Raw genomic sequence first — 12,496 nt, 5'->3', positions numbered from 1 at the left:
GAGGACCTCCGTGCCGCACGGGGTGTCGGGGAACTGGCCGGACCGTTAGCCTGTGCACGCGGACGGGGCTGATGCGGACGACACCTACGCTGCCCGGGGAGGTCCACGTGACCCACCTGTCGCTCGAGGTCCGCGGTCCGGACCAGACCGCGGCCGTACTGGCCCAGCGGTACGCGGTGGTCATCGACTCGACCCTCGCCACGCCGGGCATGCGCCTGGAGCAGGACTCGGTCCCCGGTGTCGACCTGTCCCGGATCCGCTACGCGATGGACTTCACCGCGGCCGCCCACGAGCCCCGAGCCGCGACGTTCATCGCCCGGTTGCGCACCGGGGCCCTCGGTTACCGGTTCGCCCACCACGACAACCGGTGGGCCGCCGGTGACGTGTTCGTCGCGACCCCGGCCGGCAGCACGATGTGGGTCGAGGTCCACGACTGCGATGTCGAGTTCGCCGCCATCGCCCCCTCGGCGTTCGTCGCCGTCGCACAGACCGCCGCCGGTGGTCCACCCGCGCTGACGGGGTGGCGGCCGGTCTCGGGTACAGCGGGGCAGCAGTGGCTCCGCACCTTCGACTTCGCCCGTCGGACCGCGGCCGACCCCGGGACGCCACCGCTGATGGCCGGAGCCGCGGCGCGGCTGGTGGCCGCCACCGCACTGGCGACGTTCCCCAACGACGCCACGGTGGACCCGACCGTCGAGGACCGCCGCGACGCCCTGCCGCTCACCGTCCGGCGAGCCGTCGCCTTCATCGAGGCCCACCCGGACCGCGACGTCAGCGTGGTCGACATCGCCGCCGCCGTCCACGTCACCCCCCGCGCCGTGCAGCTGGCCTTCCGCCGGCACCTGGGCACCACACCCATGGCCTACCTGCGGCGCGTGCGTCTGGACCGTGCCCACGCCGAACTGCGGTCAGCCGACCCGGCACGGACGACGGTGACCGCGGTGGCCGGGCGATGGGGGTTCACCGACGCCGGCCGGTTCGCCCGCCGGTACCGCGAGACCTACGGCCGGCCACCGAGCACCACGTTGTACTCGTGATGCAGGGCGTGGGCAGGGGCACGACGCGCCGGGGTGACCGGACACCGCCCGGGGACCGCCGGGTCAGCGTCGGAGCCGAGCGCGGATGACGACGGTGGTGCCCTCCGCGCCGGGCAGCACGCTCACCTGCCCGACGGCCGCCATGAGCGTCGAGCCGCGGCCGCGGTCCATGCTCGCCACCCGCTCGCGCCACTGGCCGGTGTCCCGCACGGTGGCCACGACGCACTCCTCGTCGATCTCGACCAGCAGGTCCACGACCGGTTCGGTCGGGTTCTGCGCGTGCTCGACGGCGTTGGTCACCGCCTCGCCGATCGCCACGAGGAGGTCGTAGGCCTGGTCGGGGTGCACGCCGGCGTCGGCCAGCATCCTGCGCAGGTGCGCCCGGGCCTGCCCCGGTGCACGCTCCCCGGCCGCCAGGCGCCAGTGCGCCCGGTGGCTCGTCCCGTCGCCGGTCGGGCCGGTCACCGGGCCGACCGGGTCGACCGCGACCGACCGGGCGGGCGGTGCCACCGCGACGCCCCCGGCCGGCGCCGGGCGCGACCCGTCGTCGCCGTGGGCCGGCGGGCGCCGGTGCGACCGGGAGGCCAGGGCGGTCACGCGGGCGAGCAGCTCGGCGGACTGGAAGGGCTTGGCGAGGTGGTCGTCGGCACCCGCCTCGAGCATCTCGACGGCGGCCTCCTGACCGGCGCGGGCGGTGAGCACCAGGACGGGGACGTCGGCGACCGCGGGGTCCGCGCGCAGACGGCGCAGCAGGTCGAAGCCGTCGACCCGCGGCATCATCACATCGGTGACCAGGACGTCCGGGACGGCCACCGCCAGCTCCGCCAGGGCCTGCTCCCCGTTCGCCGCCGCGGTCACCGCGAAACGGGGGGACAGCAGCCGCGCCAGGTAGTCGCGCATGTCGGCGTTGTCGTCGACGACGAGCACCGACCCCCCGCCGCCGCCGTCCCGTTCCGGGGCCGCCGGTGCGGCGATGTCCCGTTCCCAGGCCGCAGCGGTCCCGCGCGCGGCTGCCGAGGGTGCCGGCTCACCGACCTGGCCGTCGGCGGTCGGCAGCTCCACCCGCACGGTGAAGGTGCTGCCGCTCCCCGGTGCGCTGTCGACGACGACGCTGCCGCCCTGCAGCTGGACGAGGTCGCGCACCAGGCTCAGCCCGATGCCGCTGCCCTCCCGGGTGCGGGCCTGGGCGTCGAGCACCCGGTGGAAGCGGTCGAAGACGCGCTCGTGGTGCTCGACGGGGATGCCGATGCCGGTGTCGCTCACCGAGAGCTGCACCGACAGTGCACCGGCGCCCTGCGGGGTGGCGCGCAGGACCACCTGGATCGTGCCCACGAAGGTGTACTTGACCGCGTTGGCGACCAGGTTGAGGACGATCTTCTCCCACACCCGTGCGTCGACCACGACCGCCGCCGGCAGCGGGGGGCAGTCCACGACGAGGGCGAGGCCGGCCCGTTCGGCCGCCGCCCGCAGCACGCCGGTCAGCTCGGCGGTGTAGGCGGCCAGGTCGACCGGTTGCGGGTCCAGCGCGACGGCGCCGGCCTCCAGCCGGACGACGTCCAGCACGTCGTCGACCAGCCGTTCCAGGCGCCGGCCGTTGCGCAGGGCGACGGCGAGCTCGTCGCGCACCGGTGCGGACAGCTGGGTGGCCGGGTCGGTGAGCACGTCGTCCAGGGGCCCCAGGAGCAGGGTCAGCGGGGTGCGCAGCTCGTGGCTGATGTCGGAGAAGAACGCGGTCTTGGCCCGGTCGAGCTCGGCGAGGGCCTCGGCGCGCCGTCGCTCGGCGCTGAACGCCTGGCTGACGGTCAGCGCGGCGGTGAACTGGCTCGCCACCAGGGAGAGGTGGTCGCGCAGGTCGGTGTCGAGCCGGCGTGCGGGGGTGACGGCGAGCAGCAGGGCGCCGGCCGGGCCCTCGGCGCCGGGGGTGTGCAGGGGCAGGACGACGGCGTCGCGCACGGGGTCGTCCCACCGGCCCCCGGTCAGGCCGAGGCCGGACACGTCGGTGGGCAGGTCGGCCAGGGTCGCCGTCGGGGGCAGGGCCGAGGCCGGGCAGCCCACCGTGGCGACGCGCCGCAACCGGCCCTCCTGGGCCAACCAGACGCCGGCGAAGGGGATGTCGAGGACGTCGACCTCCAGGGCGGCGCACAGCCTGGCGACGACGGCCTCCTCGTCGCCCAGCTCGTCGCCGGCCGCCGTCAGGGAGCGCAGCACCTCCTGGCGCCGCTCGGCCACCACCTCCGCGGTGACCTCGGTGCACACCGCGTGCATGCCGGCCACCGAGCCGTCGTCACCGAAGGCCGGTGCGTGCGAGACGGTGAAGTAGGTCTCCTCCCGGTAGCCGTCGCGCTCCAGCAGCAGGGGCAGCCGCGGCAGCCAGGACGCCTCGCGGGCGGTCATCGCGTGCTCGACCGGGCCCGCCAGCGCGTCCCAGCCCTCGGCGAGGGTGTCGCGGATGTCCTCGCCGATCGCCGGGTGCTTGGCCCCGATGAGCGGCGCGTAGGCGTCGTTGTAGAACTGCAGGAAGCCCGCACCCCAGGTGAGCACCATGGGGAACCGGGAGACCAGCACCGTGCGCACGGCGAACCGCAGGCTGGCCGGCCACTGCTCCACCGCGCCCACCTCGGTGGCGGCCCAGTCCGTGTTCGCCATCAGGCGGCCGGCCTCGCCGCCGCCCTCGAACAGCTCGGACGACGGCGCCGGGACGTCGTTCAGCATGCGGGCGTCGACCCCGTCCGGTGCGACCGCCCGGCCGCGGTCGATCGCCGGTGGGGGAGCCGATCCGTCCTGCACCCGGGCATGCCTGCGACGCACTCCTCCGACGTGGGTGCGCACCGGGGCTTGATGCGGTCAGCTGCATCGTCGCACCGGTGCGGTGCGTGCACACCTGCGAGGCCGGGCGGAGGCGCCGCGGCCGGCGACCGGGCGGTCAGGCGGCCGCTGCGCTCGGCATCAGCGACCACACGGTCTTGCAGTCGCCCTCCGTCGTCCAGCCGCAGGCCAGCGCGACGTGGGCGACCATGCCCAGGCCCATGCCGCCCTCGGACGGGTCGCGGGTCGAGGTCGGCCGCGGCGGGTTCTCGGTGTCGCGGTCGTGGACCAGGATCAGCACCCCACCGGGCGCGGCGCACACCTCGACCTCGACCGGCGGCCGCCCGTGCCGCAGTCCGTTGGACATCAGCTCCTCGAGCGCGAGCACGCACTGCTCGATGCGGTCCTCGTCCAGGCGGGGCAGCCGCGACCGCTCGGAGGGGTCGGTGATGTTGGCCCGGAACTGCCGCCTGACGTGCGCGAGGTCCTCGAGGCCGCGGGGGGACCACGACCAGCACTCCTCGGCCGGTGGCGGGGCGAGCTCGTCCCACGCATGCCCGGTTGGCACAGCTGTTGCCCTTCGTCGCGCCGCACCCCGACAGCGCAGATGGGCGTCCCATGCCCGACGTGGCCGGTCGTGACACCTGCACGCTCAGCCGGCTGCTGCCCGCAGTGCGGCGAAGAGCCGCTCGAAGCGCTCGCGGATGCCGTCCAGCTGGGCGTCGGGCTCCTCGCCGGAGGCCAGGGCCTTGCCGACCTCGGTCAGCACCGTGCCGTGGCCGGCGACGAAGAGCGCGGCCACCAGTGCCGGGTCCTCGGTCGGTGCCGGGTCGGCGACCAGCTCGGCCGCGAGGACCTGCTGCAGCTCGGCGCCGATGCCGCGGGCCCGGCCGAGGAGCGCCGGCGAGGCGGCGACGGTGGCGAAGAAGTCGGCGGCGCGGGGGTCGGCCCCGGTCAGCGGGTGCCGTTCGTCCAGCATCCGCAGGACGGCGGCGCGCAGACCGTCCACGACGTCGAGACCGGCGGGGCGGTCGCGCACGGCGGCCCGGAGCAGGTCGACCGCCTCGTCGGTGCGGTCGAAGAACAGGTCCTCCTTGCGCGGGAAGTGGTTGAACACGGTGACGCTGGAGACCCCGGCCGCCCGTGCGACGTCGGCGACCGTCACCCCGTCGAACCCGTGCTCGGCGAACAGCCCGGAGGCCGTCTCGGCGATCCGCGCCCGGGTCCGCGGGCCACCGCGCGCATCCGTCCTGGCCATCCCCACCCACTCCCTTGTGCGACTAAACTTAGCGACCTAACCTACTGGCATGACCTCGTCACCGCGCACCCTCCGGGAAGCCTGGATCGCCCTGACGGGGCTGTCCGCGGTCTTCCTCGTCGAGATGCTCGACACCTCCATCCTGACCGTCGCGCTGCCCACCATCGGCCGCGACCTGCACGCGAGCGCGGCCGACCTGCAGTGGGTCACCGGCGCCTACTCCGTCGTCCTGGGCGGGTTGATGATCGCCCTGGGCGCGGTCGCCGACCGGTACGGACGGCGACGCACCATGCTCACCGGCCTGGTCCTGCTCGCCGTGGCCGCCGCGGCCACCGCCGGCGTCGCGTCGGCCGGCGAGCTCGTCGCCGTCCGCGTGCTGATGGGCGTCGCGGCGGCGATGACGACCCCGGGCTCCATGGCGCTGGCCTTCCGGCTCTTCGACGACGACCGGCTGCGGGTGCGCGCCATCACCCTCATCTCCACCGTCGGCCTGGTCGGCCTCGCGGTCGGGCCCACCGTCGGCGGCCTGGTGCTGGCCGTCGCCCCGTGGCAGGTGCTGCTGCTGGTCAACGCCCCCATCGCGCTGCTGGCCCTGGTCTGCATCGGCCGCGGCGTCGCCGTCGACGACCCCGCCGAGCGGCACGGCGACCCCGTCGACGTCCTCGGCGCTCTGCTCGGCACCGCGGCCATCGGGCTCGCCCTGGTGGCGCCGACCCTGTTCGTGGCCGACGGCGCGACCGCGACCGCGCCCTGGGCGGCCACCGTCGGTGCCGTCCTGGCCGCCGTCGTCTTCGTGCGACGCCAGCGGACCGCGCGCCACCCGCTGCTGGACCTCGGGCTGCTCGCCCGTCCGCTGGTCTCGGCCGGCCTCGCCTACAAGGCCGCCGCCGGCGTCGCCACCGCCGGTCTGGGCTACCTGGTCACCCTGCAGCTGCAGCTCGACCTGGGGTGGACCCCCGCCGAGGCCGCCCTCGGCATGCTCCCGCAGGTGCTCGTCCTGCTCGCCGGCGGTGCCGTCGTCCCCCGCTTCGTCGACCGCGTCGGCATGGAGCGGGCCGCGTGGACCAGCGCGACCGCCGTCGTGGTCGGGCTGGCCGTCTACGGCGCCCTCGGCCGCACCGGCTACCCGGCCGTCGCCGTCGCCCTGGCCCTGGTCGCCGCCGGCCTGCGGGTGGTCGGCGTCGTCGCCGCCACCAACGTCATGCGGGGCCTGCCCGCCGGCCGCACCACCATCGGCGCCGCCCTCACCGACACCGCCACCCAGGTCGCCGCCGCTGCCGGACTGGCCGTCGCCGGCACCGTCCTGGCCGCCGTCCTGGGCGACCACCTCACCGGCACGGCGCCGGGGACGGCCGCCCTCGGGACCGCCGTCACCCTCGGCGGTCTGACCCTCGCCGGTCTCGCCGCCGCCCTCGTCGCCTGGGGTCTCCTCCGCTCCCGGACCGCCGGCAGCGGCGTCCCGGACGGCGCGGGGGCCCCGGCCGCCGACCACTGAGCCGGCGCACGCAGGCGCAGCCGACCGTCGTCCGGGTCCGGCGCCGTCGGGGGACCGGCGAGCTGCGTTCGCGAACCCACCCGGGACGGGTCAGCATGACCGGCGTGGCCCGCAGCGAACGGATGGACGGCCGCGCGGCCAAGCAGGCCCGCAACCGCCGGCTGATCGTCGCGGCAGCCCATGACCTGTTCGCCGAGCGGGGCTTCGCCGCCACCCCGGTGACGGTGATCGCGAGCGCGGCGGGGGTCGCCGCGCAGACGGTGTTCAACCACTTCCCGCGCAAGGAGGAGATGTTCTTCGACGGCCGCTGCGTGTGGCTGGAGATCGTCGACCACCTCGCCCGTCACCCCGACCGCCACACGTCGGGCCCCGCGCTCGTCGACCTGGTCAGCACCCTGGTCGCCGCGCACCTCGAACGGCTGGAGGAACCGGCGGCCCGGACGGCGCTGGCCGACCTCGCCGGCGACCCGGGCCTGCACCTGTGGGAGCGCGGCCTGCAGCAGCGGGCGGCGCAGGCCATCGGCACGCACATCGCGCGGCACGCCCCCGAGGCCGTCGCGGCGGCGGCCCAGCGGTGCGGGGCCCTGACCGTCGCCGAGGTCGCCGTCGTCGTCGAGGACCGCCGTCGCGCCCTGCTCGACCAGGGCGCATCCGCCCCCCGCACCAGCGCCGAGCAGGTCCACGCGCTGCTGGTGGACCGTCTCACCGACCAGCACGACCTGGTCGTCGCGCAGGTGCTGGTCTCCCCGGCTCACCGGGGGCCGGTCCCGTAGTCGTAGGGGTCGAGGTAGAAGTCGCCGTCCAGCACCGGCGCAGCGGGGGAGCTGCGCCCGTCGACGCTGACGGTGACCCGGTCGGTGGCGGGGTCGAGCTGCGGGTCGTCGGGGACGGTGCGTGCGGCGCCGTCGAGGACGACGGGTTCGCCCCGGCCGGTCCAGGTCAGCTGCACGGCGCCGGTCGCGGACAGCGGCGCGAGGGCGAGCAGCACCTGCTCGTCGGCACCGGTGTCGGTGGGCAGGCGGACGAGCTGGGCGCGGTCGGCCAGGGGAGCGGTGTCGTCGTAGGCGGCCCAGCCACCCACGGCGGGGGAGCCGCCGGCGGTGAAGGACAGCGCGTACGCGGTGGAGGCACCGCTGGGGGCCGTGATGCCCACGACGACACCGGTCGCGCTGCCCTCCCCGGCCAGCGGCCCGGCCCACAGCAGGGTCGGCTGCAGCTGCTCCACCGGCAGCTGCAGCGGCGTGGCCAGCGCGGCGAACATCGCCCACACCTGCGGCTGCAGGTCGGCCACCGCGGCACCCACGCCCCGGGGGTCGGCGTAGTCGACGGCCGGCGGGTCGGTGGCGAGCAGGCCCAGGGTGACGCTGCCGGTGGTCGGCGCACCGTCGGGCACGGACCGGGACTCGACGACGTCGTCGCGGCTGACCCGCACGCTCACCGCCCCGGCCCCGGCCGCGGTGGTGGGGAAGGCGGCCACGCCGTCGGCGACCTCGGTGCCGGGGACGTAGTCGCGCCGCACGGACCCGTCGGCGGCCAGGGTCGCGCGGTCGGAGAAGGCGATCTCGTCGCCGGGGGCACCCACGGCCAGCACCACCGGCTCGGCCAGGTCGGGGACGACGAGGGTCAGCGGACGGTCGCCCTGGGCCAGCGCGAGGTCCTGCGCGAGGGTCAGGTCGGCGGCCGGCGCACCGGCGGGGCCGGTGAGCCACACGCCCACCAGGTACTCCCGCTGCTCACCGGTCGAGGGGTCCAGGCCGGGTTCCTGCCCGACGACCAGGGCGTAGCGGGTGCCGGCGACGTCGCCGAGGAACACGACCCGCCGGGTCGCGTCGTCGGGGTCGCGTCCGGACCGCTCCGCGCCCGGGACGGCGGGAGGGATGTCGGGCCAGTCCAGGTCGCGGACGGCGTCGACCAGGTCGGTGTCGGCGGCCAGGGAGCCGCGGGTGCCCGCGCCGGTGACCGGGCCCGGGGACCCGGGGTCGGAGCCGGCCACGGCGCCCCGGTCGGCCCCGCCGAGGTCGGTGACGACCGGGACGGCGACCGCGACCAGTGCTGCGGCCAGGACGGCGACGCCGGCCCCGACCCTGCGGCGACGGCGGGTGCGCCCGAGGGCGTCGACGCGGTCGAGCAGGTCGGCCGGCGGGGGACCGGCGAGGTCGGCGTCGATGCGCAGTGCGTGCTCGATGTCGGCGTGGTTCACGGCAGGTCCTCCCGGGTGGTGGTGACCGAACGGCGGGGTGGTGCTGGGGTGGGGTCGAGGTGCTCGCGCAGGCGGGCCAGCCCGCGGGAGGCCTGGCTCTTCACCGAGCCGAGCGAGCAGCCCATCGCCTGGGCCGTCTCGGCCTCGGTCAGGCCCTCGTGGAAGCGCAGGACCACCGCGGTCCGCATGCGCGGGGGCAGGTGCGACAGCGCCGCGAGCGCCTGACCCGCACGGGGCGGCCGGGGCTCGTCGTCCGCGGCCACGTCGGGCCAGGTGTCCACGAGCACCTCGGTCACCGCCCGGCGGCGGCGCCAGGAGATGTGGGTGTTGACCATCACCCGCCGGACGTAGCCGTAGGCCATCTGCTGGTCGGCCAGGTGCCGCCACCGGCGGGACACCTTCTCCAGCGACGACTGCAGCAGGTCCTCGGCCAGCCCCCGGTCGCCGGTGAGCAGGAACGCCACCCGCATCAGCGGGGGCGACCACTCCTGCACGAAGGCCGTGAAGCTGTCCCTGTCCTCGGCGCGCACCGACACCCCTCACCCGTCCTGGCCGGCACCGGTGCACCGCCCTACCCACCAACACGCCACAACCGGCGCACAGGTTGAGAGGCGACCACACGGACCACCGGCGCGCGGTGGAGGACCGGAGGCCGTGGGCGCCTCGGGCAGGTGCACCTGCCCACCGGACCTCAGCGACGGACGGCGATGCCGTCCAGCTCGGCCACGTCCCCGGCGGTCAGCGCGAGGCCGGCACCGGCGACGTTCTCCCGCAGGTGGGCGACCTTCGAGGTGCCGGGGATGAGCAGCACGTTCGGCGACCTCTGCAGCAGCCAGGCCAGGGCGACCGCGACGGGCGTCGCGCCCAGGCGGTCCGCGACCGAGGTGAGGGCCTCGGCCTGCAGGGGGGTGAAGCCGCCGAGGGGGAAGAAGGGGGTGTAGGCGATCCCCGCGGCCGCGAGGTCGTCGACCAGCTCGTCGTCCCCGCGGTGGGCCAGGTTGTACATGTTCTGGACGGCGACGACGGGGGCGATGGAGCGGGCCTCGGCGACCTGCTCCGGCGTCGCGTTGCTGAGGCCGAGGTGGCGGACCAACCCCTCCCGCTGCAGCTCGACCAGCGCGCCGAAGGCCTCGGCGATCGAACCCGGCTGCGGTCCGGTGGCGTCGCCCACCCGCAGGTGGACCAGGTCGAGGGCCGCCACGCCGAGGTCCTGGACGTCGGCGTGCACCTGCTGGCGGATGTCCTCGGGACGGCGGGCGGTGGGCCAGCCGCCCTGCTCGTCGCGGACCGCGCCCACCTTCGAGGCCACGACCAGCTCGGCGGGGTAGGGGTGCAGCGCCTCCCGGACGAGCCGGTTGGTCACCCGGGGGCCGTACGCGCCGCTGGTGTCGACGTGGGTGATGCCGGCGTCGACCGCGGCGCGCAGCACGGCCAGCGCGCCGGGGCGGTCGGACGGCGGGCCGAGCACCCCCGGGCCGGCCAGCTGCATCGCGCCGTAGCCGAGGCGGGTGACCGGGCGGTCGCCGACGGTCCAGGTGCCGCCGGGCAGGTCGGTGGTGGTGTGCATGGTCGTGCCTCTCGTCCGCGCCGGGGTGGTCCCCGGCGGCCAGGACCACCCTGCGCGACTTACTCTCCGACGGGAAGCAGGCACCTCGAAGTGCGTAGCACGCCAGGAGGAGACCACGTGGCCACGAGGACCAGGGCCCAGGAGCGCACCGAGGCCGCGGTGGCCTACAACGCCTTCCTGGCCGTCTGCCCCAGCCGGCAGCTGCTCGACCGGGTCGCCGACAAGTGGGTGGTGCTCGTCGTGTGCGCGCTCGGCGGCGGGGCGGGGGACGGCACGCCGCGCCCGATGCGCTACTCCGAGCTGTCGCGGTCGCTGGCCGGGGTCAGCCAGAAGATGCTCACCCAGACCGTCCGGTCCCTGGAGCGGGACGGGCTGCTGACCCGCACGGTCACCGCGACCGTCCCGGTCACCGTGACCTACGAGCTGACCGACCTGGGCCTGTCCCTGCACCGGCTCACCCAGGAGCTCCGGGTCTGGGCGCAGGACCACATGGGCACCGTCGCCGCCCACCGCGAGCGGTACGACGCCACCGCCGGCCCCCCGGCGACGACCGGTCTCGGGTGAACCGGACTTGCTCGGTAGCGTATTCGCCACGGCGGCCACGGACGGCGACCGGAGTGCGGGTGGGAGGGTGCAGTGGAGCACCTGCTGGTGCAGACCTCCGACCCGGAGGTGGCCGACGCCGTCCTGCGCGAGCAGTACACCGTGCGGATCGACTCCGCGGGCCCCGGGGTCAGCCTCCGGCTGGAGCAGGACACCATCGGCGGGGTCGACCTGGCGTCGATGACGTACGGGATGGAGCTCACCGCGTCGACCGAGGAGCCGGTGGCGGGCACCTGCATCACCCGCCTGGCCCGCGGTGAGCTGTGCTACCGGTTCGGCCGCCGGGAGAACCGCTGGAACGCCGGCGACGTCTTCGTCGCCGCCCCGGCGGGGGCGGAGTTCGAGGCCACCGTCCACCGCGCCGCCGGGGAGATGGTGGTGCTCGGCCCCGCCGTCCTCGCCTCGGTCGCGCAGACCGTCGACGGGTCGCCCCCTGCGCTGACCGGATGGGCGCCGGTGTCGGCCGAGGCCGAGCGGCGGTGGCTGGAGGCCTGGCGGTTCGCGCGGCGGACCGCGGCCGACCCGGACGTGCCCCCGCTGGTGGCTGCCGCCACGGGCCGGCTGCTCGCCGCGGCGGTGCTGACCGCCTTCCCCTCCGACGCCTCGGCCGACCCGGCCGCCACCGAGCGCCGCGACGCCCGGCCACGGGTGGTGCGGGTGGCCGTCGAGCACATCCGGGCCCACCCCGAGCGGGACCTCACGGTGGCCGACCTGGCCGCCGTCGCGCACGTGACCCCGCGCGCCCTGCAGCTCGCCTTCCGGCGGCACCTGGGCACCACGCCGACGGCCTACCTGCGGCAGGTCCGGCTGGACCGCGCCCACCACGACCTCCAGGTGGCGGACCCGGGCGCGACGACCGTGACCGAGGTGGCCCGCCGGTGGGGGTTCGCCGACGCCAGCCGCTTCGCCCACCGCTACCGCGAGGTCTACGGGCGGCCACCGAGCAGCACGCTCGACACCTGAGCCGGGGCACCACCGGCCCCGCTGTGCGGTCCCGGTGGTGCGGCTGTGCTCAGCCGCACCACAGCGTCTGCCGTCCCGCCGGACAGCGGGCCCGCCGACGGTGTGCTCGTGCCGACCCCACCAGACCCGTCCGCAGGACACGGCGAGCGCACCGCTGCCCCGGTGCTCGACGTCGTCGTCCCCGTGCACGACGAGGAGGCCGACCTCGAGCAGTGCGTCCGCCGCCTGCACGCCCACCTGGGCACGCTGCCCTTCAGCTCCCGCATCACCATCGCCGAGAACGCCTCCACCGACGCCACCCCCGCCATCGCCGCCCGCCTGGCCACCGAGCTGCCCGGCGTCGTCGTCCGCATCGAGACCGAACCCGGCCGCGGCCGCGCCCTCAACCGCGCCTGGGCCGCCAGCGACGCCGCCGTCCTGGTCTACATGGACGTCGACCTGTCCACCGACCTCAACGCCCTGCTGCCCCTGGTCGCCCCCCTGATCAGCGGCCACTCCGACCTGGCCATCGGCACCCGCCTGGCCGACTCCTCCCGGGTTGTGCGCGGGGCCAAGCGGGAGTTCATCT

At 76.0% G+C, this 12,496-nt stretch carries 12 protein-coding genes; 6 read left to right on the top strand and 6 right to left on the bottom strand.

The window, feature by feature from the left end:
* The first annotated feature begins 107 nt into the window (after positions 1-107).
* Positions 108-1,037: a helix-turn-helix transcriptional regulator gene (locus BLT39_RS21480; RefSeq protein ID WP_207508326.1), complete on the top strand. Its 930-nt coding sequence runs from the start codon at positions 108-110 to the stop codon at positions 1,035-1,037.
* Positions 1,038-1,100: 63 nt separating this feature from the next.
* Here BLT39_RS21480 and BLT39_RS21475 read toward each other — a convergent pair whose 3' ends face one another.
* The 3 genes from BLT39_RS21475 to BLT39_RS21465 all read right to left on the bottom strand — a co-directional run bounded on the left by BLT39_RS21475 (position 1,101) and on the right by BLT39_RS21465 (position 5,100).
* Positions 1,101-3,749 (bottom strand): ATP-binding protein, encoded by a 2,649-nt coding sequence (locus tag BLT39_RS21475; RefSeq protein ID WP_091069410.1) that lies wholly within the window; start codon positions 3,747-3,749, stop codon positions 1,101-1,103.
* Positions 3,750-3,960: 211 nt separating this feature from the next.
* Positions 3,961-4,410 (bottom strand): ATP-binding protein, encoded by a 450-nt coding sequence (locus tag BLT39_RS21470; protein ID WP_165640362.1) that lies wholly within the window; start codon positions 4,408-4,410, stop codon positions 3,961-3,963.
* Positions 4,411-4,494: 84 nt separating this feature from the next.
* Complete coding sequence (locus BLT39_RS21465; RefSeq protein ID WP_091069273.1) at positions 4,495-5,100, bottom strand: TetR/AcrR family transcriptional regulator; 606 nt, start codon at positions 5,098-5,100, stop codon at positions 4,495-4,497.
* A 49-nt stretch (positions 5,101-5,149) separates the two neighbouring features.
* Between BLT39_RS21465 and BLT39_RS21460 the strand changes: the two genes are divergently transcribed.
* Together BLT39_RS21460 and BLT39_RS21455 are read left to right on the top strand one after the other, a co-directional pair.
* Positions 5,150-6,595, top strand: coding sequence for an MFS transporter (locus BLT39_RS21460; RefSeq protein ID WP_091069270.1), 1,446 nt, complete (start codon positions 5,150-5,152; stop codon positions 6,593-6,595).
* A 104-nt stretch (positions 6,596-6,699) separates the two neighbouring features.
* Positions 6,700-7,368: a TetR/AcrR family transcriptional regulator gene (locus BLT39_RS21455; RefSeq protein WP_165640361.1), complete on the top strand. Its 669-nt coding sequence runs from the start codon at positions 6,700-6,702 to the stop codon at positions 7,366-7,368.
* Here BLT39_RS21455 and BLT39_RS22615 read toward each other — a convergent pair.
* The 3 genes from BLT39_RS22615 to BLT39_RS21440 form a co-directional block, all read right to left on the bottom strand.
* On the bottom strand, positions 7,347-8,795 hold the full coding sequence (locus BLT39_RS22615) for a hypothetical protein (RefSeq protein ID WP_091069263.1): 1,449 nt from the start codon (positions 8,793-8,795) through the stop codon (positions 7,347-7,349). The genes BLT39_RS21455 and BLT39_RS22615 overlap by 22 nt on opposite strands.
* A complete protein-coding gene (locus BLT39_RS21445; protein ID WP_091069405.1) occupies positions 8,792-9,325 on the bottom strand; it encodes a SigE family RNA polymerase sigma factor in 534 nt (177 codons plus the stop codon). Before BLT39_RS21445 ends, BLT39_RS22615 begins: the two co-directional genes overlap by 4 nt.
* A gap of 161 nt (positions 9,326-9,486) precedes the next feature.
* On the bottom strand, positions 9,487-10,362 hold the full coding sequence (locus BLT39_RS21440) for an oxidoreductase (protein WP_091069260.1): 876 nt from the start codon (positions 10,360-10,362) through the stop codon (positions 9,487-9,489).
* 117 nt (positions 10,363-10,479) lie between these two features.
* On the opposite strand from BLT39_RS21440, the gene BLT39_RS21435 reads away from it, so the two are divergent.
* The 3 genes from BLT39_RS21435 to BLT39_RS21425 all read left to right on the top strand — a co-directional run.
* Positions 10,480-10,926 (top strand): winged helix-turn-helix transcriptional regulator, encoded by a 447-nt coding sequence (locus BLT39_RS21435; protein WP_091069257.1) that lies wholly within the window; start codon positions 10,480-10,482, stop codon positions 10,924-10,926.
* A 72-nt stretch (positions 10,927-10,998) separates the two neighbouring features.
* Positions 10,999-11,928, top strand: a complete 930-nt coding sequence (locus BLT39_RS21430) for a helix-turn-helix transcriptional regulator (protein ID WP_207508324.1) — start codon at positions 10,999-11,001, stop codon at positions 11,926-11,928.
* Between the two features lie 108 nt (positions 11,929-12,036).
* Positions 12,037-12,496 (top strand): glycosyltransferase (locus BLT39_RS21425; protein WP_165640360.1); only part of this gene is annotated, 460 nt, incomplete at its 3' end.

The organism is Klenkia brasiliensis (assembly GCF_900100695.1).
In the GTDB taxonomy this organism is placed as follows: Bacteria; Actinomycetota; Actinomycetes; order Mycobacteriales; family Geodermatophilaceae; genus Klenkia; species Klenkia brasiliensis.
The sequence above is the reverse complement of the archived record's forward strand: the minus strand, read 5'-3'. Positions and strand labels throughout refer to the sequence as shown.

Coding starts and splice junctions, on each gene's coding strand:
- BLT39_RS21475 (WP_091069410.1), bottom strand. CDS start 3,749: ATGCTGAACGACGTCCCGGCGCCGTCGTCCGAGCTGTTCGAGGGCGGC.
- BLT39_RS21465 (WP_091069273.1), bottom strand. CDS start 5,100: ATGGCCAGGACGGATGCGCGCGGTGGCCCGCGGACCCGGGCGCGGATC.
- BLT39_RS21460 (WP_091069270.1), top strand. CDS start 5,150: ATGACCTCGTCACCGCGCACCCTCCGGGAAGCCTGGATCGCCCTGACG.
- BLT39_RS21440 (WP_091069260.1), bottom strand. CDS start 10,362: ATGCACACCACCACCGACCTGCCCGGCGGCACCTGGACCGTCGGCGAC.